Source organism: Streptomyces sp. NPDC056835, assembly GCF_042789485.1.
In the GTDB taxonomy this organism is placed as follows: domain Bacteria; phylum Actinomycetota; class Actinomycetes; order Streptomycetales; family Streptomycetaceae; genus Streptomyces.
The window spans coordinates 73,624-97,217 of the sequence record NZ_JBHUBB010000019.1 but is presented as its reverse complement, the minus strand read 5'-3'; the positions used below and the strand labels follow the sequence as shown (position 1 = coordinate 97,217).

The following is a 23,594-nucleotide window of genomic DNA, read 5'->3' as shown; positions in this document are numbered from 1 at the left end:
AAACGCGTCCGGACATGCGACGACCCCCGCCGGGGGGGGAGAGCGGGGGTCGTCCCCACGGCCGACTCGGGGGGGGAGGAGCCGGACCGGGTTAGCACGGTCGCGAACGATCCGTGACTTCCATGGTGTACCCGAGAGCCTTCTCAGGCAAACCCACGCGCCCCAGCTTACGCCGAATGGTGGGCGCATATGCTCGGCCTCGTGGAAAACCACTCCTTGCCGCGCACAGCAGCCTTCTTTGACCTGGACAAGACGGTCATTGCGAAGTCATCGACGTTGACCTTCAGCAAGTCCTTCTACCAAGGCGGCCTGATCAACCGCCGCGCCGTACTGCGCACCGCATACGCGCAGTTCGTCTTCCTCGCCGGAGGCGCCGATCACGACCAGATGGAGCGGATGCGGGAGTATCTCTCCGCGCTCTGCAAGGGCTGGAACGTCCAGCAGGTCAAGGAGATCGTCGCCGAGACACTGCACGATCTCATCGACCCCATCATCTACGACGAGGCGGCGTCCCTCATCGAGGACCATCACATCGCCGGCCGCGATGTGGTGATCGTGTCCACCTCCGGCGCGGAGGTCGTCGAACCCATCGGCGATCTGCTCGGCGCCGACCGGGTGGTGGCCACCCGGATGGTCGTCGGCGCCGACGGCTGCTTCACGGGCGAGGTGGAGTACTACGCGTACGGGCCGACCAAGGCCGAGGCGATCAAGGCACTCGCCGCGTCCGAGGGGTACGACCTCTCCCGCTGCTACGCGTACAGCGACTCCGTCACCGACGTACCGATGCTCCAGTCGGTGGGGCACCCCTACGCGGTCAACCCGGACCGCGCGCTGCGCCGGGAGGCGACGGCGCGCGACTGGCCGATTCTCGTCTTCAACCGGCCTGTGCGACTCAAGCAGCGCCTGCCCGCCTTCTCCATGCCGCCCCGACCGGCACTGGTCGCGGCGGCAGCGGTGGGCGCGGCGGCGGCGACGGCCGGGCTGGTCTGGTACGCGAACAGGCGACGGCAGTCGACGCTCGCCTGATGCCGTCCGCCGTCACGGCCACCCGGCCGACCAAGACCCACAACTCGTGACCGTTTTGCCATCGTTTGAACCTAAAAGTAAAGAAGTCCAGCCAGGGGTTTCGCATCCCGGCGGACAGGTGTAGAAAGGAGTCAACGGCCCGCGAGACCAAGGACATCCGAGAGGATCACCTGTTTACGCACCAGGCCCCACGGACCGAGCATGAAAACTGAGCACCCACGCGACGTCGACCCGTCGAATACGGGCCAGCCGCACCAGGTGACGGGCGAAGTACCCGACCTGATGGGCAACACAACGAGGACGCTTGGTAACTCGGTGGACATGCCAGCGGCGGTGCCAACGAGGCGCCGCCGCAACCCTGTTCAGGCCACTTTCACTCGGGCCACCTTCGCTCAGGCCGCGCCTCGCTGAAGCGCTTCACAGACGGCAGTCGACTCCCGTACGCCCAGTTCGATCGCCCGGCCGCAGTGGATGATCCACGCCGCCACGCCCTCCTGGGTGCCCGACAGATAGCCGTCAAAAGCAGCGGCGTACGCCGTGCGCCCCAGCTCCGCGTGACCCACCTCCGCCGGGCAGACCGACTTGGGGTCAAGGCCGCTGCCGATCAGCACCACGCGCTCGGCCGCCCGCGCCACCAGGCCGTTGTACGAGCCAAAGGGGCGCAGCGCCAGCAGCTCGCCGTGCACCACCGCCGCCGCCACCAGGGCCGGTGCCCTGCTCGGCGCGATCACCAGTCGCGACAGTCCCTCCAGGCGCCCGGCCACCTCGTCGGCCTCCGGCGGCGGAGCCTTGGTGAGTGGTTCCGGCACATCGCCCCCGGGCGTCTCCGTGACCGGCTCGCCCGCCAGCCGGGGCCGCCCCACGGTCTCGTCCGTGACACCCGCGCCCCCCGCGGCCACCAGATGCAGCCTGGCGAGCACGCGCAGCGGCGACTGCCCCCAGATGGAGAGGAGTTGACCCGCCTCGGCGTTCAGCCGGAGCGCCGCGCCGACCGTACGGGCCTCGGCCTCCGAACCGAAGTCGCTGCGCCGGCGGACTTCTTCGAGCGCCCAGTCAGCACCGGACAGCGCCGCGGAGCCGCGCGCCGCGCGCAGGGCCGCCTCGGAGGTGACCTCATTGCTGCGGCGGCGCATGACGCGGTGGCTGTAGACGCGGTCGACCGCCTTACGTACGGAATCCACCGCGTCAGGAACGCCCGGCAAGGAGGCCAGCGTGAGCAGGGGATCCTCCGGCCAGGGCGCGAAGGAAGCGTCAGAGGCAGTCGTACTCATAAGTAGGGAGGCTACGCGCCCATGCCGCGCGCCCCACCTTGGAGTGGTCTTACTCACTCAATCACCTCACCTTGAGCGAGATTGCCACTACTCTAGGTGAACATGAAGATCGCTTTCGTGGGCAAGGGCGGCAGCGGCAAGACCACGCTGTCCTCGCTCTTCATCCGTCATCTGACCGCCAACGAGGCCACCGTCGTCGCGGTGGACGCCGACATCAACCAGCATCTCGGGGCCGCGCTCGGCCTCGACGAGACGGAAGCCGCCGCGCTGCCCGCGATGGGTGCGCATCTTCCGCTGATCAAGGACTATCTGCGGGGCAGCAATCCGCGGATCCCGTCGGCCGACGCGATGATCAAGACGACACCGCCGGGCGAGGGGTCGCGGCTGCTCCGGGTCGGCGAGAACAATCCGGTGTACGAGGCGTGCGCCCGTACCGTCCAGCTGGACGACGGCGAGATCCGGCTGATGGCCACCGGCCCCTTCACCGAGTCCGATCTGGGGGTGAGCTGCTACCACTCCAAGGTCGGCGCGGTCGAGCTGTGCCTCAACCATCTCGTCGACGGCCCTGACGAGTACGTGGTGGTCGATATGACGGCGGGCTCGGACTCGTTCGCCTCCGGGATGTTCACCCGGTTCGACATGACGTTCCTGGTGGCGGAGCCGACGCGCAAGGGCGTGTCCGTATACCGCCAGTACAAGGAGTACGCGCGGGACTTCGGCGTCTCGCTGAAGGTCATCGGCAACAAGGTCCAGGGCAGGGACGATCTGGACTTCCTGCGCGAGGAGGTGGGCGACGACCTGCTCATCACCGTGGGCCACTCCGACTGGGTCCGGGCGATGGAGAAGGGCCGGCCGATCCGCTTCGAGCTCCTGGAGGCGGACAACCGCTGCGCGCTCCAGACGCTCCAGGACGCGGCGGAGGACTCGTACGAACACCGCGACTGGGAGCGGTACACCCGGCAGATGGTCCACTTCCACCTCAGGAACGCGGAGAGCTGGGGCAACGCGAAAACGGGCGTCGACCTCGCGGCGCAGGTCGACCCCGCCTTCGTCCTCAACGAAGCACTCGCCGTACCGCAACCGTCCTGAACCCGACGCCTCGGCCCCACCGGCGGACGGAGTCCGACGCAGCGTCCCGAAGCCCGGAAGGCGCCCCGGCGCCGACCGGCGCGAGGAACGCGGAAGGAGGAACCTGCCTCGCGGCGCAGGTCGACCCCGCCCTCGTCCTCAACGAAGCACTCGCCGTACCCCAACCGTCCTGAACGGAACGCCGAGCGCCCGTCCTCCGTCCCGCCGTCGGCGCCGTCAGTGCTTTTCGGAGTGGTCGGCCGGGCGGCCGGCCGGGGACGGGCTCTTGCTCGCGGGGGCGGGGGCGGCCGCGAGCGCCGTCCAGCCGCCCTTGGGCGCCTTGCCGACGCCCAGGCCGCGGAACTTGTCCAAGGTCTGCGGGTCCTGCGCGTCCAGCCAGTCGGTGAGCTGGCGGAACGTCACGCACCGCACGTCCTTCTGGACACAGACCGTCTTGATCGTGTCCTCGACGGCGGTCATGTACGTGCCGCCGTTCCAGGACTCGAAGTGGTTGCCGATGATCAGCGGCGCGCGGTTCCCGTTATAGGCACGGTCGAAGGCTTCCAGCAGGCCGTCACGCATCTGGTTGCCCCAGTACGCGTGCTGCGAAGGATCGCCGTTGACCGTCCCTGACTGGTTGAACATGAAGTTGTAGTCCATCGAGAGCGTCTCGAAATCACGCCCCGGCACCGGGACCAGCTGGAGCGGAATGTCCCAGAGGCCGTCCGCCTTCTTCGGCCAGAGCTGGTCGCCGATGCCGCTGGAGTCGTAGCGGAACCCCATCGTCCTCGCCGCCTGCATCATGTTCTTCTGCCCTTCCAGGCAGGGCGTGCGGGCGCCGATCATTTCCTTGTCGTAGTCGAAGGGGAGCGGGGCCTCGTCCTTCAGGCCCGCGTTGGTCTTCCAGTTCTTCACAAAGGACTTGGCCTGGTTGATCTCGCTCTTCCACTCGTCGACGGACCAGGTGCCGACGCCGCCCTCGTTGCCGCAGAAGTGCCCGTTGAAGTGGGTGCCGATCTCATTGCCGTCGCGCCAGGCGCCACGCAGCTCCCGCAGCGTGTCCTTGATCCCCTCGGCGTCATTGAAACCGATGTCCGAGGTGCCGCGACCGTGCTGGGGCGGGGCGTACAGGTCGGCCTTCTCCTCGGGGAGCAGATAGACGCCGCTCAGGAAGTACGTCATCTTCGCGTTGTACTTCTTGGCCACGCCGCGGAAGTGGGAGAAGAGCTTCTGGCTGTCCTCGCCCGCGCCGTCCCAGGAGAACACGACGAACTGGGGCGGCTTCTGGCCCGGCTTCAGCTGCTCCGGCTTCGGCATATGCGGCTGGGCGCCGGTGAAAGCGGTCGAGCCGTCGCCGATGAGCCGCACGGCGTTCCCAGCGGCTCCGGGGGCCTTCTTGGCTCCGGGGGCACCATTCGTGACCTTGTCATTGGCTCCCTGCGATCCGGAACACCCCGCGAGCCCGACGGCGAGCGCCATGACGGCGGCGCCGAAGCCGATTCTCCTTGTGGCGGCCAGCATCCGCCCACCTCTTCCTTCAGGTTTCAGTACCGAAGTGCCGAGCGGCGACTGCCGGCACGGCGCCGAGCGCCGACAACGTCGCACTGAGACCGATGAGAAGAAGAAACGACAAGCCGTACAAGATCACTAATCACTCCCCCAGGTGAACCATTGCCCCATTTGCCCGGAAAGTCATGCCGGAGTCTTTACTCTCCATTACTGTCTATTTACCGAGTGATGAGGAAAGACGTCCCGCCACTGCACGCCGTGACCCACGGCCGCGCCCCCATTTACCGCGACCGCGCCGCCCGGAGGAGACGGGAAATATGACTGCCGCCATCCCCACCCGCACCAACCCCGTGTCCTGGACCGCCCGCATCGACTCCACGGTCCGGACCATCCCTTTTGAGTCCGTGTCCCGGTTCACACGCATCTCGCACTTCCGACGGCCACGCAGACCTCCAGGCGAAGACGGCAACGACCGTCGCGGCCATGGAAAGGGCGGAGCAGGCGAAGGACGTGGAGGGGGCGAAGGACGTGGAGGGGGCGAAGGACGCGGAGGGCGCGGGTTCCGGATCGCCGGAGCCGACGTGTCCGCGTCGATCTCCGTCTTCCTGATCGCGCTGCCGCTCTCCCTGGGCATCGCGCTCGCCACCGGCGCACCGCTCCAGGCGGGCCTGGTGGCCGCCGCGGTCGGCGGTCTGGTCGTCGGCCGGCTGGGCGGCGCCCCGCTTCAGGTCAGCGGCCCCGCCGCCGGGCTCACCGTCGTCACCGCCGATCTGATCCAGCAGTTCGGCTGGCGCGTCACCTGCGCCATCACCATCTGCGCGGGGCTCGCCCAGCTCGGCCTCGCGGCGCTGCGCGTGGCCCGCTCGGCGCTCGCCGTCAGCCCGGCGATCGTGCACGGCATGCTCGCCGGCATCGGCGTCACGATCGCGCTCGCCCAGCTCCATATCGTGCTCGGCGGTACGCCGCAGAGCTCCGCCGTCGACAATGTGCGCGGTCTGCCCGCCCAGTTGGCCAATCTGCATCCGGGCGCGCTCTCCGTGAGCCTGCTGACCATCGCCGTACTGCTCGCCTGGCCACGGATTCCGGGGCGTACGGGCCGGATCGTACGCAAGATCCCGGGCACGCTCGCCGCGGTGACGATCGCGACGGCCCTGGCCGCGCTCGCCGGAGTCAGCCTGGAGCGCGTCGATCTGCCCTCCTGGAGCAGCCATGCCATGCCCGCGCTGCCCGAGGGCCCGGTGCTCGGACTGCTCGCGGCCGTTCTGACCGTCACTCTGGTCGGCAGCGTCGAATCACTGCTGTCCGCGGTCGCCGTGGACAAACTGACGGCGGCCCGCAAGCAGCCGGGCGTCCAGGTCCCGCGCGCCCGGCTGGACCGGGAGTTGGCCGGACAAGGGGCGGGGAATGTCGTCTCGGGCGCGCTCGGCGGCCTGCCCGTCACCGGCGTCGCCGTACGCAGCGCCGCCAATGTGGCGACCGGGGCGGTGAGCCGGAACGCGACCATGCTGCACGGGCTGTGGATCGCCATCGCGGCTCTGCTGCTGGTGCCCGTGCTGGATCTGATCCCGCTGGCGGCCCTGGCCGCGCTGGTGATGGTCGTCGGGGTCCAGATGGTAAACCTCGTCCATCTCCGCAGTGTGCAGCGGAACCGCGAAATGCTGGTGTACGTGGTGACGCTGGCCGCCGTGGTGCTCACGGGCGTGCTGGAGGGCGTGGTGATCGGGATCGCCGTGGCGGTCGCGGTGGCACTGCACCGGCTCACCAGGACCCGGATCACGGTCGAGGTGGAGGACGGGATCCACCGCGTACGCGCGCGGGGCCAGTTGACGTTCCTCGCCGTGCCGCGGCTCAGCCGGGTGCTGCACCAGGTGCCCTGGGACGTGGACTGCGTGGTCGAGCTGGACGGATCCTTCATGGACCATGCGGCATTCGAGGCGCTGCACGACTGGCAGACCGCGCATATCGCCCATGGCGGTAAGGCCGAGTTCACCGGCCGGGCGGGCGGGCGGATCGCCGAGCCCGCTATGGAGTCGCCCACCTGTTGCCCGCCCTGGACGCCATGGCGCAACCACCAGTGCGGGGAGCACTCTCTCTCGCGGCTGAGCTCCTCGCCGCGCTCAGAGCGGACAGGCGACGCCCCGCCCAAGGCCGACCCGTCCACAGTCGGCCTTCGCACAGCCGACCCGTTCGCAGCCGACGCGTTCGCAACCGACCCATCCGCCGTCGCCCCGTCAGCAGTCGCCCCGTCGGCAGTCGGCCTGTGCGCAGCTGACCTGTGCACAGCTGACCTGTCCGGGACCCATCCGTCCGCAGGCGTGGCGCGTTCGCCCGGAGTCCGTCAACTGGCCAACGGGATCAGCTCCTTCCAGCGCAATACGGCGCCACTAGTACGCGAGGAGCTGGCCCGGCTGGCGCGCGAGGGACAGCGGCCTTCGCAGCTCTTCCTCACCTGCGCCGACTCCCGGCTGGTGACGAGCATGATCACGTCCAGTGGCCCGGGCGACCTGTTCACGGTACGGAACGTGGGGAATCTGGTCCCGCCGCCCGGCGCGGACGGCGCGGACGATTCGGTGGCCGCGGCGATCGAGTACGCGGTGGATGTCCTGCGTGTGGAGTCCATTACCGTGTGCGGGCATTCGGGATGCGGGGCGATGCAGGCCCTGCTGAACATCCCCGCCGACGCGGACGGGGCCATGACCCCGCTACGGCGCTGGCTGCGCCATGGGCTGCCCAGCCTGGAGCGGATGCGAAGCCGTCAGCACTCCTGGGCCAGGATCTCCGGACGGCTGCCCGCCGACGCGGTCGAGCAGCTCTGTCTGACCAATGTCGTACAGCAGTTGGAGCATCTGCGGGCCCATGAGTCGGTCGCCCGACGGCTGGCCGAGGGCACGCTGGAGCTGCACGGAATGTACTTCCATGTCGGCGAGGCCCAGGCGTATCTGCTGGCGGACGGAGTCGGGGCCCGCGACGACTGCGGCGATGAGGAGGTGTTCAACCGGGTGGCCCCGACGACGCTGGAGGAGTCGCGCGCCTGAACCGACCTCGTCCCGCATCCGTGAGAGTCTGTGGCCCCTTCCCCACCACCCCGGGGAGGAGGGCCACATCTCAGCCGGACGCGGGACAGCGGATCCGGGACCCGTGTCCGGGCGGCGGATCCGATGCCCATCACACAGGTCTAAACCAATTCTTGGAAGCCCCTTGTCACCCGGGCATCCGCCTGATGAGCTAGGCCCGGGACACATAGGACATAGGACGCCCTGGGAAAGGGAGATGTCGTGAGCAACGAAAGCCTGGCCAACCTGCTCAAGGAGGACCGGCGGTTCGCACCGCCGGCCGAGCTGGCCGCGCACGCCAATGTGACGGCGGAGGCGTACGAGCAGGCCGAGGCGGACAGGCTTGGCTTCTGGGCCGAGCAGGCGAGGCGGCTCACCTGGGTCACCGAACCGACCGAGACGCTGGACTGGTCGAACCCGCCGTTCGCGAAGTGGTTCGCGGACGGCGAGCTGAATGTCGCCTACAACTGCGTCGATCGCCATGTGGCGGCCGGTCACGGAGACCGCGTGGCCATCCACTTCGAGGGCGAGCCGGGCGACAGCCGGGCGATCACCTACGCGGAGCTGAAGGACGAGGTGTCGCGGGCCGCCAACGCGCTCACCGAGTTGGGGGTGCGCGCGGGCGACCGGGTCGCCGTATATCTGCCGATGATCCCCGAGGCCGCGGTCGCCATGCTGGCCTGCGCCCGGATCGGGGCCGCGCACTCCGTGGTCTTCGGCGGCTTCTCGGCCGATGCCGTCGCCTCCCGTATCCAGGACGCCGACGCCAAGCTGGTGATCACCTCCGACGGTGGCTACCGCCGCGGCAAGCCGAGCGCCCTCAAGCCGGCCATCGACGAGGCCGTGGCGAAGTGCCCGCAGGTCGAGCACGTTCTGGTGGTCCGCCGTACCGGCCAGGACACCGCCTTCGACGACTCCCGTGATGTGTGGTGGCACGACATCGTCGGGCGCCAGTCTCCGGAGCACACCCCCGAGGCGTTCCCCGCGGAGCACCCGCTCTTCATCCTCTACACCTCGGGTACGACGGGTAAGCCCAAGGGCATCCTGCACACCTCGGGCGGCTATCTCACCCAGGCGGCCTACACCCACCACGCCGTCTTCGACCTCAAGCCCGAGACGGACGTGTACTGGTGCACGGCCGACATCGGCTGGGTGACCGGCCACTCGTACATCGTGTACGGGCCGCTGGCCAACGGCGCCACCCAGGTGATGTACGAGGGCACTCCCGACACCCCGCACCAGGGGCGGTTCTGGGAGATCGTGCAGAAGTACGGGGTGACGATCCTCTACACGGCGCCGACCGCGATCCGTACGTTCATGAAGTGGGGCGACGACATCCCCGCGAAGTTCGATCTGACCTCTCTGCGGGTGCTGGGCTCGGTCGGTGAGCCGATCAACCCCGAGGCCTGGATCTGGTACCGCGAACACATCGGCGCCGGCAAGACCCCGATCGTGGACACCTGGTGGCAGACCGAGACCGGCGCCATGATGATCTCCCCACTCCCCGGCGTGACGGAGACCAAACCGGGCTCCGCCCAGCGCGCCCTGCCCGGTATCTCGGCGACCGTCGTGGACGACGAGGCCCGCGAGGTGCCCAACGGGGGCGGCGGCTATCTCGTCCTCACCGAGCCCTGGCCGTCGATGCTGCGCACCATCTGGGGCGACGACCAGCGGTTCATCGACACGTACTGGTCCCGCTTCGAGGGCAAGTACTTCGCCGGGGACGGCGCGAAGAAGGACGACGACGGCGACATCTGGCTGCTGGGGCGGGTGGACGACGTCATGCTCGTCTCCGGCCACAACATCTCGACGACGGAGGTGGAGTCGGCCCTCGTCTCGCACCCCAAGGTCGCCGAAGCAGCCGTGGTCGGTGCCACGGACGAGACGACCGGCCAGGCCATCGTCGCCTTCGTGATCCTGCGGGGCACGGCCGTCGTCGACGACGGGCTCGTGGCCGAGCTGCGCAACCATGTCGGCACCACGCTCGGTCCGATCGCGAAGCCCAAGCGAATCCTCCCCGTCGCGGAACTGCCCAAGACCCGCTCGGGCAAGATCATGCGGCGCCTGCTGCGGGATGTCGCGGAGAACCGCCAGCTCGGCGATGTCACCACGCTCACCGACTCGTCGGTCATGGAGCTCATCCAGACCCAGCTGCCCAGCGCGACCAGCGAGGACTGAGCGGGCCGGGTACACGTACACACCTGCGTAACGCGTAAGCAGCGGGGCGCCCGGTGTTCGATGCCGGGCGCCCCGCTTTGTGCTGCCGTCTCCGCTCCTCTGCGCCGTGATCGTCCCGCTCCCCTGCGCCGCGATCGTCCCGCTCCCCTGCGCCGCGATCGTCGCGTCCGGGTAAAGTAGGCAGCGCGTAAATAACACAACAAGATTTTCAAGGTGCGCCGGGAAGTCTGGTCGGCATGTGATGCGTCATGCCCAGAGATCGACCGGAGGCGTCCCCCGTGCCCATATCCGCACCCACCCCCACCGGACGTAAGTTCCTCGGACGCCTTCCACTGCCCGAACGGAACTATCTCGCGGAGGCGCTGCGCACGGAGACCGTCGGCGGCGTCCTCCTGCTCGTCGCCGCCATCGCCGCCCTCCTCTGGGCGAACACCCCGCTGAGCCACAGCTACGAGGCCGTGAGCGACTTCCACATCGGACCCGCCGTGCTCGGCCTCGACCTCTCCATACAGCACTGGGCGGCCGACGGTCTGCTCGCCATCTTCTTCTTCGTCGCCGGCATCGAGCTGAAGCGCGAACTGGTGGCCGGGGAACTGCGCGATCCCAAGGCCGCAGCGCTCCCCGTGATCGCCGCGCTCTCCGGAATGATCGTGCCCGCCCTGGTCTATGTGCTGGTCAACAAGACCGGCGGCGGCTCCCTGAGCGGCTGGGCCGTGCCCGTCGCCACCGATATCGCCTTCGCGCTCGCCGTCCTCGCGGTCATCGGCACCTCGCTGCCCTCGGCGCTGCGCGCCTTCCTCCTCACCCTCGCGGTCGTCGACGATCTCTTCGCCATCCTGATCATCGCCGTCTTCTTCACCAGCGATCTGAACTTCGTGGCGCTCGGCGGCGCGGTCGCCGGGCTCGTCGTCTTCTGGACCCTGCTGCGCAAGGGCATACGCGGGTGGTACGTGTACATCCCGCTGGCGCTGGTCATCTGGGGCCTGATGTACAACAGCGGCGTCCACGCCACCATCGCCGGTGTCGCGATGGGGCTGATGCTGCGCTGCACCAGGAACGAGGGCGAGAAGCACTCCCCCGGCGAGCACATCGAGCATCTGGTGCGCCCGGTCTCGGCCGGTCTGGCCGTACCACTGTTCGCGCTCTTCTCCGCGGGCGTCTCCGTATCCGGCGGTGCACTCGGCGAGGTCTTCACACAGCCGGAGACCCTTGGCGTCGTACTGGGTCTGGTCGTCGGCAAGGCGGTCGGTATCTTCGGCGGCACCTGGCTGGCCGCGCGCTTCACCAGAGCCGAGCTGAACGAGGACCTGGCCTGGCCCGATGTTTTCGCGCTCGCGTCGCTCGCCGGGATCGGCTTCACCGTCTCGCTGCTCATCGGCGAACTGGCCTTCTCGACGGACCCCGCGCTCACCGACGAGGTGAAGGCCGCGGTGCTGACCGGCTCGGTCATCGCCGCCGTCCTCTCCGGGGTACTGCTGAAGCTGCGGGTCCGCAAGTACCGTGCGCTGTACGAGGAGGAGGAGCGGGACGAGGACCGGGACGGCATCCCCGACATCTATGAACAGGACGATCCGGCGTACCACTTGCGCATGGCGGAGCTGTACGAGTCGAAGGCCGCCGAGCACCGTCGGCTGGCGGAACACGCGGGGGCAGCGCGCGGGGACGGCAGCGGTCCGGCATGATCGGACAACGGATTCGTAGCCGAGCGGTCCGTAGCCGAGAAGAGCGAGAAGAGGGAGTCACCGATGAGCGACCCCGGCAAGCACGTCGCCGACGCTGTCCGGACCGGCACCGTGATCGAAGCCGCCGCGGGCGACCGCAGCATTGGCCAGCTGGTCGCCTCGGCCACCGCCGAGATGTCCGCGCTGGTGCACGATGAGATCGCCCTGACCAAGGCCGAGATCCGACAGGACGTCAAGCGCGGTGTGACGGGCGGGGCCGCCGGCGCGATCGCGGCGGTGTTCGCCCTGTTCTCCCTGCCGGTGCTGAGCTTCGCCGCCGCGTACGGGATCCACAATCTGGGGCTCGGGCTCGCCTGGTCGTTCCTGATCGTGGGCGCCGCGTTTCTGATTCTCGCGGTGCTGCTCGCCGGGCTCGCCCTGCTGAAGTTCAAGAAGGTGAAGCCGCCGGAGAAGTCCATCGCCTCGGCCAAGGAGACGGCGGCCGTACTGCAGAACGTGAAGCCGCACCCCCGCCAGGTCCTGGAAGGCACCAAGTCTGTGGCACGCTCGTCTGCATGACCGCCCCTGAATCCGACCCCGGCAAGACCTCCGGCACGGTGCCTGGCACGCCCTCCGGTGGGACCTCAGGAGCGACGCCGGCCTCCGCCATTCGTCTCGATGGTCCCTGGACCCATCGCGATGTGGCGGCCAATGGTGCGCGCTTCCATATCGCCGAGATGGGCGAGGGGCCGCTGGTGTTGCTGCTCCATGGTTTCCCGCAGTTCTGGTGGACCTGGCGCCATCAGCTGACCGCGCTGGCGGACGCCGGGTATCGCGCGGTGGCCATGGATCTGCGGGGGGTGGGCGGCAGCGACCGTACGCCCCGGGGTTACGACCCCGCCAATCTGGCGCTCGACATCACCGGGGTGGTGCGCTCCCTCGGTGAGCCCGACGCCGCGCTCGTCGGCCATGATCTGGGCGGGTATCTCGCCTGGACGGCGGCCGTGATGCGGCCCAAGCTGGTGCGCCGGCTCGCGGTGTCCTCGATGCCGCACCCGCGCCGCTGGCGCTCGGCGATGCTCTCGGACTTCTCGCAGAGCCGCGCCGGATCGTATATCTGGGGCTTTCAGCGGCCGTGGCTGCCGGAGCGTCAGCTCGTGGCCGAGGACGCGGCGCTGGTGGGGCAGCTGATCCGGGACTGGTCAGGCCCCCGGTCGCCCGACGACGAGGCGATCGAGATCTACCGGCGCGCGATGACCATCCCGTCGACGGCGCACTGCTCGATCGAGCCGTACCGCTGGATGGTGCGGTCGATGGCGCGGCCCGACGGCATCCAGTTCAACCGGCGGATGAAGCGGCGGGTGCGGGTGCCGACGCTCCAGCTGCACGGGTCACTCGACCCGGCGATGCGGACGCGCAGCACGGCGGGGTCCGCCGAGTATGTGGAAGCGCCCTATCGCTGGCGGCTGTTCGATGGTCTGGGGCACTTCCCGCACGAGGAGGACCCCGCCGCGTTCTCCGCGGAACTCATCAACTGGCTCAAGGACCCCGAGCCGGACCGCTGAGCCGGACCGCCGACGCCGGAGGCCCGCACCGGACGCCGGAGGCTTGCACCGGCGGCCCCGCACCGGCGACCGGCGGCGACCGCGGGCGGCGGCAACAGGCGGCGGCTCCGGCTGACACGGACCGGTGAAGCGCGACGCGCCACCCGTCCCGGTTGTCACCCTTTGAACGCTTGTCCTACGAACAGCCAAATGCCTCGCGCATAGGCCAATTGGCCCTCTCCCGCGCGGTTACCGACCATGGGCCAGGGGCACAGGTCGAAGTATGGGCTGGACGCACGACTACGGTGACGCAGCACGCAACCGCCGCTCGGCCTCTGCGCCGATCATCCACAGAAGGGGCGGCCCCGACGAGCAGGGCCATGATCCCCGGCTCGGCATTTCCCTGATCCTCCGCCGCAGAGCGCGCTGGGTCTCGGCCCGGCTGCGTCATCAGCGTTCCTGAGGGCGCGTCAGGGACTTCCGCCGGGCCCGCCTCGTCCGCCGGACACGCCGATACACCTAGGTCCTGTCCGGTCGGACAGAACACCTAGAGCGCGCACCCCTGGGTGTCGACCTGCTGGTTGGCGTTCCGGCCGAGCGTGATGTCGTCGCGGATCTCGTCCGCCGTCAGGGCGTAGCCGGTCTGGGGGTCGTCGAGCGACCTGGCGAAGATCACTCCGTACACCTTGCCCTCGGGGGTGAGGAGCGGGCCTCCGGAGTTGCCCTGGCGTACGTTCGCGAAGAGTGAGTAGACATCGCGCCGGACCTCGCCGCGACGGTAGATGTCGGGGCCGTTGGCGTCGATACGGCCCCGGACGCGCGCGGAGCGTACGTCGTACGAGCCGTTCTCCGGGAAGCCCGCGACGATCGCGCTGTCGCCGCTGGCCGCGTCCTTGTCGGTGAACTGGAGCGGCTCGGCGGGGAGGTTCGGCACGTCAAGTACGGCGATGTCGCGCTGCCAGTCGTAGAGGACGACCTTGGCGTCGTACAGCCGTCCCTCACCGCCTATCTGGACGGTGGGTTCCTCCACACCGCCGACCACATGCGCGTTGGTCATCACCCGGCGGTCGGCGAAGACGAAACCGGACCCTTCGAGGACCTTGCCGCAGGTGGGTGCCGTACCGACGACCTTGACGATCGACTGCTGCGCGCGGGCCGCCACCGGGCTGCCCGCGAGCGCCGGGTCCGGGGCCTGGACCTCGGTGATGGGCTCATTGGCGAACGGGCTGAAGACCTGCGGGAAGCCGTTCTGGGCCAGTACCGACGAGAAGTCCGTGAACCAGCTGGACGCCTGGGTGGGCATCACGCGGGAGACCCCGAGCAGCACCTTTGAGCTGCGGACCTCCTTGCCGAGCGTCGGCAGTGAGGTCCCGGCGAGGGCGGAGCCGATCAGCCAGGCGACCAGCAGCATGGCCACGACATTGACCAGCGCGCCGCCGCCGGCGTCCAGGGCGCGGGCCGGCGACCAGGTGATGTAGCGGCGCAGCTTGTTGCCGAGGTGCGTGGTGAAGGCCTGGCCGACCGAGGCGCAGACGATCACTATGACGATCGCGACGACGGCGGCCGTGGTGGAGACCTCGGAGTCCGCGGTCAGCTGGGCCCAGACCACGGGCAGGAGATAGACCGCCACGAGACCGCCGCCGAGGAAGCCGATCACCGACAGGATGCCCACCACGAAACCCTGGCGGTAGCCGACGACCGCGAACCATACGGCGGCGAGCAGCAGCAGGATGTCCAGCACGTTCACCGTCAATAGCCTCGCTTGCCTCGCGGATACGTCTCCGGTCGTCCCGCCCGGTCGGCGGGGCGCCCCGCCCAGCCGTCGGCACGAGGGCTCCTTCGGCCCCGGCGACCGCTGGCGGAACCGCGGTCGGGGACCTCCGATGGGCGGAGCATGGGGGTCAGCCTGTCATGCACGCCAGTCCAACGGGACCTGCTTGGAGCGGTCCCATGGCTGCTCCCAGCCCGCGAAATACAGGATCCGGTCGATCACTCCGGCCGTAAAGCCCCAGACCAGTGCGGATGCGACCAGAAAGGCCGGACCGCGGTGGCCGCTGGGGTGCCGGGCGGTCGCGCGGTTGGCCGGGTCCGTGAGATCCGCCACGGGGACGGTGAAGACCCGGGCGGTCTCGCCGGGATCGACGACGCCGACGGGGGTGGGGCTGCGCCACCAGCCCAGTACGGGCGTCACGACGAACTCGCTCACCGGGATGTAGAGCTTGGGCAGCACGCCGAAGAGCTGGACCCCGGACGGGTCGAGACCGGTCTCCTCCTCGGCCTCGCGCAGCGCGGCCCGCAGCGGTCCCGTGGTGGCCGGATCGCCGTCGGCGGGATCGAGGGAGCCGCCGGGGAACGAGGGCTGCCCGGGATGCGAGCGCAGGCTGCTGGAACGCTCCATGAGCAGCAGCTCGGGGCCGCGGGCGCCCTCGCCGAAGAGGATCAGGACGGCGGACTGCCGGCCGTCGCCGCTCTCCGGCGGCAGAAAGCGGCTGAGCTCCTCCGGCACGACGGTCCGCGCGGCGCGCACGACGGGCATCAGCCAGTCGGGCAGCCCGTCGGCGGAGACGGCGACCCCGGCCGTCGCCGGGTCGCCGTAGGTCTCTTTCGCTCGGTAGGTCTCTTCAGCTCGCGTCATAGGCACCCCTGTCGTACAACGCCTGCCGTCGGCCGGATCGTTCCGCCCGCATCCGGCTCCACTCGTTCGTGCTTCATGCCTCGTGCTTCGTGCCTCGTGCTTCATGCTCGCGCTTCGTGCGCGTACACGTGGTCTTGGTCTCGCTCTCTTGTGTCTTGCTCTCTTGGTCTTGCTCTCTTGCTCGTACTTCGCTTCGTGCTCGTGCTCGTGCCGGCCGGTGTCGTGCTTCATACGGCGCGGATCGCTCGCCTACTCAATGCGCGCCGGGGCCGGTTTGCCCGGGTAGTCGGCAGGCGGGTTCAGACGCTGGCCCGGATAGCCGCCCATCTCGTACTTCAGCAGCTTGCGCGCCTTCTCCGGGTCCGTCTCGCCCTCTCCGTACGAGGGGCAGAGATGCGCGATCGGACAGGCCCCGCAGGCCGGCTTGCGGGAGTGGCAGACACGGCGGCCGTGGAAGATCACGCGGTGCGAGAGCATCGTCCACTCGCTCTTGGGGAAGATCGCGGCGATCTCCGCCTCGACCTTCTCCGGATCCTCCTGCTCGGTCCACTTCCAGCGGCGGACCAGTCGGCCGAAGTGGGTGTCGACGGTGAGGCCGGGGACGCCGAAGGCATTGCCGAGGACGACGTTCGCCGTCTTGCGGCCCACGCCCGGCAGCGACACCAGATCGTCCAGCCGGCCCGGGACCTCGCCGTCGAACCGGTCACGCAGTGCCGTGGACAGGCCGATGAGCGACTTCGCCTTGGCCCGGAAGAAGCCCGTCGGACGGACGACCTCCTCCAGCTCCTCCGGCACGGCCGCGGCCATGTCCTCGGGGGTCGGGTACTTCGCGAAGAGCGCGGGCGTCGTCTGGTTGACCCGCAGGTCGGTCGTCTGGGCGGACAGGACCGTCGCCACCAGCAGCTCGAACGGGTTCCGGAAATCCAGCTCGGGATGGGCGTACGGATAGACCTCCGCCAACTCGCGGTTTATCCGGCGGGCCCGGCGGACCATCGCCAGATGCGATTCCGGTTTGGCCGTGGTTTTGGCGGCGGGCTTCGCCGTGGTCTTGTCGGCGGGCTTGGCCGTGGTCTTGGTCACCGCCTTGCCCGTTGACCCTTTTGCGGCTTTTTTCCGTTTCGCTGAAGGCTGTTCGCCCACAGCGGAATTCTGCTCCGCGGACACTCTTCCAGCCCCCTTGGCCTGCGCTGTCACCGGCGAGTTGGACACCCGGCCAGCGTAAAGCCCCGCACCGACATCCGCCCCGGCCACGGCCCATCGCCACCCGAATCGGCACCCAGGGCACAGTTGGGCACGCGCGTACGTCAAACTTGTGACTGATCGCACGGTTTCGAACAACCGGAATTCGGTACCCGGACCAATCAGCCCGGGGATGCCAAGCCACCCGAGAACAAGCGGTACGTACGGCATCATGGGGACCACGGTCCCTGAGCAGGTGGGGACCACAGTCCCCTGAGCAGGTCGACAAGGAGAGAACACGTGGACGACGTTCTGCGGCGTGCCCCGCTCTTCGCGGCGCTCGATGACGAGCAGGCGGCGGAGCTCCGCGCCTCGATGAGTGAAGCGACGCTCGCGCGCGGTGACGCGCTCTTCCACGAGGGCGACCCGGGCGACCGCCTCTATGTGGTCACCGAGGGCAAGGTCAAGCTTCACCGCACCTCCCCCGACGGCCGCGAGAACATGCTGGCCGTACTCGGCCCCGGCGAACTGATCGGCGAGCTGTCCCTCTTCGACCCCGGCCCGCGCACCGCCACCGCGAGCGCGCTCACCGAGGTCAAGCTCCTCGGGCTCGGCCATGGCGACCTCCAGCCCTGGCTGAACGCCCGCCCGGAAGTGGCCACGGCCCTGCTGCGCGCCGTCGCACGCCGACTGCGCAAGACGAACGACCAGATGTCCGACCTGGTCTTCTCCGACGTCCCCGGCCGCGTGGCCCGTGCGCTCCTCGATCTGTCGCGCCGCTTCGGCGTCCAGTCGGAGGAAGGCATCCATGTCGTCCACGACCTGACCCAGGAAGAGCTGGCCCAGCTGGTCGGCGCCTCCCGTGAGACGGTCAACAAGGCGCTCGCCGACTTCGCGCAGCGCGGCTGGCTGCGCCTTGAGGCGCGCGCGGTGATCCTGCTGGACGTAGAACGCCTCGCGAAGCGCTCCCGCTGACCCCACCCCGCGCTTTACGAAGGGCTCCGCCTCCGAGGCGGGGCCCTTCGTCGTGCCAGCCCATCCGAACGCTTGTCCCTTCCGGCGCTTGTCCCTTCCGGCGCTTATCCCCTCTGACGCTTATCCCTTCCGAGCCCTTTGCCCCTCAGATGAGGCCGTGCTCGCGCAGATACTCCAGCTGCGCCCTTACGGAGAGTTCGGCCGCGGGCCACAGGGACCTGTCCACGCCCGCGTACACATGCGCCACGACCTCGGCGGGCGTACGGTGCCCGTTCTCCACGGCCGTCTCGATCTGGGCGAGCCGGTTCGCGCGGTGGGCGAGATAGAACTCCACCGCGCCCTGGGCGTCGTCCAGGACCGGCCCATGGCCAGGCAGCACCGTATGGACCCCGTCGTCGACCGTGAGCGAGCGCAGCCGGCGGAGCGAGTCGAGGTAGTCGCCGAGCCTGCCGTCCGGGTGCGCGACGAGTGTCGTACCCCGGCCGAGGACGGTGTCGCCGGTGAGCACCGCACGGTCGGCGGGCAGATGAAAGGAGAGCGAGTCGGCGGTGTGGCCGGGGGTGGGCACCACCCGCAGCTCAAGGCCGCCGGTGGTGACGACGTTCCCGGCCGCCAGCCCCTCGTCCCCGAGGCGCAGCGCCGGGTCCAGGGCACGGACAGGGGTACGGGTGAGCGCGGCGAAGCGCGCCGCGCCTGCCGCGTGGTCCGGGTGGCCATGGGTGAGCAGGGTCAGCGCGATCCGCTTCCCGGCTCTCTCCGCGACGTCGATGACCGCTTGGAGATGGAGTTCGTCGAGCGGACCCGGGTCGATGACGACCGCCGACTCCGAGTCCGGCTCCGAGACGATCCAGGTGTTGGTGCCGTCGAGGGTCATCGCGGAGGCGTTCGGGGCGAGGACATTGGTGGCGCGAGCCGTGGCGGGGCCGGAGAGCACCCCGCCGCGCGGCTGGCCCGGGAGGGCGGCGGCGTCGGTCATCGGGGACCTCCGGACGGACGGGGGCTCGGGCCCTGGCTCTGCCTTGGGCTCGGGCCGGAACTCGGGCTCGGGCCGGAACTCGGGCTCGGGCTGGGACCCGTGCTCGGGCCCTGGCTCTGCTGCTCGCTCGCACGCGGTTCCACGCGCTTGGTGAACTCCTCGTGGCCTGGCCAGCTGAGCACCAGTTCCTCGCCCTCCAGCCGGGCCGTGGCCAGTACAGGCGTCAGATCGCGGCCGTCGGAGCCGGCGACCGCCTCCTCGGCCGTACCGTACGACTGGAGCTGACGCAGCGTCGCGACGGTCGGCGGCATCATCAGCAGCTCGCCCCTGTCGTACGCCTCCGTCGCCTCGGCCGGTCTGATCCACACCGTACGGTCGGCCTCCGTGGAGGCGTTCCTGGTCCGCTGCCCCGGTGGGAGCGCGGCCACGAAGAACCAGGTGTCGTAGCGGCGCGGTTCGAACTCGGGGGTGATCCAGCGGGCCCACGCGCCGAGCAGATCGCTGCGCAGCACCAGCCCGCGCCGGTTGAGGAATTCGGCGAACGACAGCTCGTGCCTGGCGAGGGCGTCGCGGTCCGCCTCCCAGTCGTCGCCCGTGGTGTCGCCGACGACCGTGCCCGCGGTCTCCCCGGCGAGCAGAACGCCGGCCTCCTCGTAGGTCTCGCGGACCGCCGCGCACACGATGGCCTGCGCGGACGCGGCGTCGACGCCGAGCCGTCGCGCCCATACGTCACGACCGGGGCCGGCCCAGCCGACGGTCCGGTCGTCGTCCCGGGGATCGACTCCGCCGCCGGGGTACGCGTACGCACCGGCGGCGAACGCCATGGAGGCGCGGCGCCGCAGCATATGGACGGCAGGCCCGGCGGGATCGTCGCGCAGGAGCATCACGGTCGCTGCCCGCCGGGGAGTCATCGCGGTGATCTCACCGGCGGCGAGAGCCCTGATCCGCACGGGCCATTCGGGCGGGTACCACTGACCATTGGGCATGGCCGGATGCTATGCGCTGGCGCGGGGATGTTCGAGAGGCGCTGGAAGCCATGTGTTGCGGCACCACGTACAGAAAGATCCCACCCGGTGCGCTCCACATACACGCACCAGGCAGGATCTTCAGCCAAGCCTCAGGGCAGGGAAACGCCAGCCACAGGACGCGCCAGCCGCAGGACGCGCGGCGTGCCCAGAAGCCATCGGCCCGTGCTCGGCCCGTGCTCAGTCCGCGCTGCGGCCGCGCTCAGCCCGACCGCGGCCGCGCTCCGCACTCAGCTCTCGGTCAGCTCCACCTGGATCTCGACCTCGACCGGCGCGTCCAGCGGCAGCACCGCCACGCCCACGGCGCTGCGCGCGTGCACGCCCTTGTCGCCGAGGATCTGGCCGAGCAGTTCGCTCGCGCCGTTGAGGACACCCGGCTGGCCGGTGAAGTCCGCGGCCGAGGCGACGAAGCCCGTGACCTTCACCACGCGCGCGATGCGGTCCAGATCGCCGATGACGGACTTCACGGCGGCCAGAGCGTTCAACGCGCAGGTGGCCGCCAGCTCCTTGGCCTCCTCCGCCGTGACCTCGGCGCCGACCTTGCCGGTGACCGGAAGCTTGCCCTCCACCATCGGGAGCTGGCCCGCGGTGTAGACGTACGCACCGGACCGTACGGCCGGCTGATAGGCCGCCAGCGGCGGTACGACCTCGGGCAGCCTCAGCCCGAGCTCGGCGAGGGTGGCCTCGACGGCTCCGCTCATGCGGCTTTCTCCCGCTTCAGATAGGCCACCAGCTGCTCCGGGTTGTTCGGCCCCGGAACGACCTGGACGAGCTCCCAGCCGTCCTCGCCCCAGGTGTCCAGAATCTGCTTGGTCGCGTGCACGAGAAGGGGCACGGTCGCGTATTCCCACTTGGTCATGGAGGCGACTGTAGTCGTACCGCGTGAGTCATAGCGCTGGCAGCCTCGTGCGTAGCTCGCGGCCCGACTGGTTAGGCTCGAATACGTGAGCAGGCTCCAGGTCGTCAGCGGCAAGGGCGGTACCGGTAAGACGACGGTCGCCGCCGCCCTCGCGCTCGCCCTCGCCACCGAGGGAAAGCGCACGCTCCTCGTCGAGGTCGAGGGCAGACAAGGCATCGCACAGCTCTTCGAGACGGAGGCCCTTCCGTACGAGGAGCGGAAGATCGCCGTCGCCTCGGGAGGCGGTGAGGTGTACGCGCTGGCCATCGACGCCGAGCGCGCTCTCCTCGACTATCTCCAGATGTTCTACAAGCTCGGCAGCGCGGGCCGGGCGCTCAAGAAGATCGGCGCGATCGACTTCGCGACGACGATCGCACCGGGGGTCAGGGACGTACTGCTGACCGGCAAGGCGTGCGAGGCGGTGCGCAGGCGCGACAAGAGGGGACGTTTCGTCTACGACTACGTCGTGATGGACGCCCCGCCCACCGGCCGCATCACCCGCTTCCTCAATGTGAACGACGAGGTGGCGGGGCTGGCGAAGATCGGCCCGATACACAATCAGGCGCAGGCCGTGATGCGGGTCCTGAAGTCGCCCGAGACGGCCGTGCATCTGGTGACGCTGCTGGAGGAGATGCCGGTCCAGGAGACCGCGGACGGCGTCGCCGAACTGCGGGGCGCCGAGCTTCGGGGCGGCAAGGTGATCGTGAACATGGTCAGGCCGCATCTCCTGGACGAGGCCGCCGTACGCGCGGCGGCCGGCGATCGCCGCAAGGAGGTCGCCAAGGCGCTCGCCGCCGCTGGTGTACCCGCGCCCACGAAGCTCGTCGGGCCACTGCTCGACCAGGCCGCGGAGCACGCGCAGCGCGTGGAGCTGGAGCGCGAGCAGCGGGCCGTCCTGGCCAAGCTGGGGCTGCCCACGTACGAACTCCCCCTGGTCGGCGAGGGAATGGATCTCGCCGGTCTGTACCGACTGGCGGGGGAGCTACGGCAACTCGGGGAGGTCTTCGCATGACCCTGGACTCCGCCGCCGCCCCACTCGAAATCGATCCGCTGCTCGACGACCCGGCCACCCGTATCGTCGTGTGCTGCGGCTCGGGCGGCGTCGGCAAGACGACGACCGCGGCGGCTCTCGGCGTACGGGCGGCGGAGCGCGGCAGGAAGGTGGTCGTCCTGACCATCGATCCGGCCCGCCGGCTGGCCCAGTCGATGGGGATCGACTCGCTCGACAACACACCGCGGCGGGTGAAGGGCGTCGAGGGCCCCGGTGAACTGCACGCCATGATGCTCGACATGAAGCGGACCTTCGACGAGATCGTCGAGGCGCACGCGGACCCGGACCGGGCCCGCGCCATTCTGGAGAACCCCTTCTACCAGTCCCTGTCGGCCGGCTTCGCGGGCACGCAGGAGTACATGGCGATGGAGAAGCTGGGGCAGCTGCGGGCCCGCGACGACTGGGACCTGATCATCGTCGACACTCCGCCGTCGCGCTCCGCGCTGGATTTCCTGGACGCGCCGAAGCGGCTCGGTTCCTTTCTCGACGGGAAGTTCATCAGGTTGCTGATGGCCCCGGCCAAGATGGGCGGCCGGGCAGGGATGAAGTTCCTGAATGTCGGTATGTCGATGATGACGGGCACGCTGGGAAAGCTGCTCGGCGGCCAATTCCTGCGCGATGTGCAGACCTTCATCACCGCTATGGACACGATGTTCGGCGGGTTCCGTACGCGCGCGGACGCGACGTACCGGCTGCTTCAGGCGCCGGGTACGGCGTTTCTGGTGGTCGCGGCGCCGGAGCGGGACGCCTTGCGGGAGGCGGCGTACTTCGTGGAGCGGCTGGCGGCCGAGGAGATGCCGCTGGCCGGGCTGGTCCTCAACCGGGTCCACGGCAGCGGCGCGGCGAGGCTGTCGGCGGAGCGGGCGCGGGCCGCGGCGGAAAATCTTGAAGACGGCCGCATTGTGGATCAGAGGGCCGGGAATGCTCACAGTCGTGGCAGTGCAGTCCCGGAAGGCTCTTCTCCCGAAGCCCCCGAGACGCACGAGCCCCTCACACCCGCCGTACCTCACGAGTCTGACAAATCTGATGTACCCACCATGCCCGCCGCCTCGGCCACACCCGAATCGGCCGCACCCGAATCGGTCGCACTCGATTCGGTCGCGTCTGTCGCAACGTCTGTCACAACTGTGGAACAGCTGACGGCTGGTCTGCTGCGCCTGCATGCCGAACGGATGCAGGTGCTCGCGCGTGAGGAGCGCACGCGCGACCGCTTCACCGCGCTGCACCCCGAGGTGGCGGTGGCGGAGGTCCCCGCCCTGCCCGGCGACGTTCACGACCTTGCCGGGCTCAGGGCCATCGCGGATCGCCTCGCGGCGGGTGGCACGACGAGCACGACAAGCTGAGCACCGTACAGCGAGCCCCGGGGGTGCCGCTCGACACGCGACATGCCCGAGGCTTCGACACGACATGCCCGAAGCGACACGACATGCCCGAAGCACCGTCCGAAGCGCCGCCCACCTCACCGCCGCGTCACAGCCCCCAGCGCCACAGCCCCCAGCAGGGGTTAGTGGGCCCCCAGCAGGGGTTACCGGCCACCCCGGGTCA

At 69.5% G+C, this 23,594-nt stretch carries 20 protein-coding genes; 11 read left to right on the top strand and 9 right to left on the bottom strand.

Features of this window, described 5'->3' with window-relative positions; genetic code table 11:
• Positions 1-189: 189 nt before the first annotated feature.
• Positions 190-1,026, top strand: coding sequence for an HAD family hydrolase (locus ACFRMN_RS22470; RefSeq protein WP_383022241.1), 837 nt, complete (start codon positions 190-192; stop codon positions 1,024-1,026).
• 392 nt (positions 1,027-1,418) lie between these two features.
• Here ACFRMN_RS22470 and ACFRMN_RS22465 read toward each other — a convergent pair whose 3' ends face one another.
• The gene (locus ACFRMN_RS22465) at positions 1,419-2,297 is read right to left on the bottom strand and encodes an oxidoreductase (protein ID WP_383022239.1); all 879 of its coding nucleotides are present in this window, start codon (positions 2,295-2,297) and stop codon (positions 1,419-1,421) included.
• A 102-nt stretch (positions 2,298-2,399) separates the two neighbouring features.
• Here ACFRMN_RS22465 and ACFRMN_RS22460 point away from each other — a divergent pair, with 102 nt between their 5' ends.
• On the top strand, positions 2,400-3,386 hold the full coding sequence (locus ACFRMN_RS22460) for an ATP-binding protein (RefSeq protein ID WP_383022237.1): 987 nt from the start codon (positions 2,400-2,402) through the stop codon (positions 3,384-3,386).
• A 216-nt stretch (positions 3,387-3,602) separates the two neighbouring features.
• Here the strand turns inward: ACFRMN_RS22460 and ACFRMN_RS22455 are convergent, their stop codons facing one another.
• Positions 3,603-4,886 (bottom strand): hypothetical protein, encoded by a 1,284-nt coding sequence (locus ACFRMN_RS22455; RefSeq protein WP_383022236.1) that lies wholly within the window; start codon positions 4,884-4,886, stop codon positions 3,603-3,605.
• Positions 4,887-5,191: 305 nt separating this feature from the next.
• Here ACFRMN_RS22455 and ACFRMN_RS22450 point away from each other — a divergent pair, with 305 nt between their 5' ends.
• The 6 genes from ACFRMN_RS22450 to ACFRMN_RS22425 all read left to right on the top strand — a co-directional run bounded on the left by ACFRMN_RS22450 (position 5,192) and on the right by ACFRMN_RS22425 (position 13,773).
• Complete coding sequence (locus ACFRMN_RS22450; RefSeq protein WP_383022234.1) at positions 5,192-7,909, top strand: bifunctional SulP family inorganic anion transporter/carbonic anhydrase; 2,718 nt, start codon at positions 5,192-5,194, stop codon at positions 7,907-7,909.
• Positions 7,910-8,149: 240 nt separating this feature from the next.
• Positions 8,150-10,105: an acetate--CoA ligase gene (gene acs, locus ACFRMN_RS22445; RefSeq protein WP_383022232.1), complete on the top strand. Its 1,956-nt coding sequence runs from the start codon at positions 8,150-8,152 to the stop codon at positions 10,103-10,105.
• A 248-nt stretch (positions 10,106-10,353) separates the two neighbouring features.
• A complete protein-coding gene (nhaA, locus tag ACFRMN_RS22440; RefSeq protein ID WP_383022230.1) occupies positions 10,354-11,787 on the top strand; it encodes a Na+/H+ antiporter NhaA in 1,434 nt (477 codons plus the stop codon).
• A 63-nt stretch (positions 11,788-11,850) separates the two neighbouring features.
• Positions 11,851-12,345 (top strand): phage holin family protein, encoded by a 495-nt coding sequence (locus tag ACFRMN_RS22435; protein ID WP_383022229.1) that lies wholly within the window; start codon positions 11,851-11,853, stop codon positions 12,343-12,345.
• Positions 12,342-13,331, top strand: coding sequence for an alpha/beta fold hydrolase (locus ACFRMN_RS22430; protein ID WP_383022227.1), 990 nt, complete (start codon positions 12,342-12,344; stop codon positions 13,329-13,331). Before ACFRMN_RS22435 ends, ACFRMN_RS22430 begins: the two co-directional genes overlap by 4 nt.
• A 262-nt stretch (positions 13,332-13,593) precedes the next feature.
• Entirely contained in the window at positions 13,594-13,773 is a 180-nt protein-coding gene (locus ACFRMN_RS22425; protein WP_078490818.1) for a hypothetical protein, read from the top strand.
• Between the two features lie 84 nt (positions 13,774-13,857).
• Here ACFRMN_RS22425 and ACFRMN_RS22420 read toward each other — a convergent pair whose 3' ends face one another.
• From ACFRMN_RS22420 to nth, 3 genes are all read right to left on the bottom strand, one after another.
• Entirely contained in the window at positions 13,858-15,057 is a 1,200-nt protein-coding gene (locus tag ACFRMN_RS22420) for a MarP family serine protease (protein WP_383022225.1), read from the bottom strand.
• A 162-nt stretch (positions 15,058-15,219) separates the two neighbouring features.
• Complete coding sequence (locus ACFRMN_RS22415) at positions 15,220-15,945, bottom strand: NUDIX hydrolase (protein ID WP_383022224.1); 726 nt, start codon at positions 15,943-15,945, stop codon at positions 15,220-15,222.
• Positions 15,946-16,194: 249 nt separating this feature from the next.
• Positions 16,195-17,154: an endonuclease III gene (nth, locus tag ACFRMN_RS22410; RefSeq protein ID WP_383022222.1), complete on the bottom strand. Its 960-nt coding sequence runs from the start codon at positions 17,152-17,154 to the stop codon at positions 16,195-16,197.
• Between the two features lie 270 nt (positions 17,155-17,424).
• Between nth and ACFRMN_RS22405 the strand changes: the two genes are divergently transcribed.
• The gene (locus ACFRMN_RS22405; RefSeq protein ID WP_030353254.1) at positions 17,425-18,099 is read left to right on the top strand and encodes a Crp/Fnr family transcriptional regulator; all 675 of its coding nucleotides are present in this window, start codon (positions 17,425-17,427) and stop codon (positions 18,097-18,099) included.
• 145 nt (positions 18,100-18,244) lie between these two features.
• On the opposite strand, the gene ACFRMN_RS22400 is transcribed toward ACFRMN_RS22405, so the two are convergent.
• The 4 genes from ACFRMN_RS22400 to ACFRMN_RS22385 form a co-directional block, all read right to left on the bottom strand.
• The gene (locus ACFRMN_RS22400; RefSeq protein ID WP_383022220.1) at positions 18,245-19,075 is read right to left on the bottom strand and encodes an MBL fold metallo-hydrolase; all 831 of its coding nucleotides are present in this window, start codon (positions 19,073-19,075) and stop codon (positions 18,245-18,247) included.
• Positions 19,072-20,061, bottom strand: a complete 990-nt coding sequence (locus ACFRMN_RS22395; protein ID WP_383022218.1) for an NUDIX hydrolase — start codon at positions 20,059-20,061, stop codon at positions 19,072-19,074. The genes ACFRMN_RS22400 and ACFRMN_RS22395 overlap by 4 nt, the downstream gene beginning before the upstream one ends.
• Positions 20,062-20,330: 269 nt before the next feature.
• Complete coding sequence (locus ACFRMN_RS22390; protein WP_383022216.1) at positions 20,331-20,801, bottom strand: RidA family protein; 471 nt, start codon at positions 20,799-20,801, stop codon at positions 20,331-20,333.
• Positions 20,798-20,959, bottom strand: coding sequence for a DUF4177 domain-containing protein (locus ACFRMN_RS22385; protein ID WP_014178397.1), 162 nt, complete (start codon positions 20,957-20,959; stop codon positions 20,798-20,800). Before ACFRMN_RS22385 ends, ACFRMN_RS22390 begins: the two co-directional genes overlap by 4 nt.
• Positions 20,960-21,044: 85 nt before the next feature.
• On the opposite strand from ACFRMN_RS22385, the gene ACFRMN_RS22380 reads away from it, so the two are divergent.
• A complete protein-coding gene (locus tag ACFRMN_RS22380) occupies positions 21,045-22,010 on the top strand; it encodes an ArsA family ATPase (RefSeq protein ID WP_383022215.1) in 966 nt (321 codons plus the stop codon).
• Positions 22,007-23,392, top strand: coding sequence for an ArsA-related P-loop ATPase (locus tag ACFRMN_RS22375; protein ID WP_383022213.1), 1,386 nt, complete (start codon positions 22,007-22,009; stop codon positions 23,390-23,392). Before ACFRMN_RS22380 ends, ACFRMN_RS22375 begins: the two co-directional genes overlap by 4 nt.
• Positions 23,393-23,594: the final 202 nt, after the last annotated feature.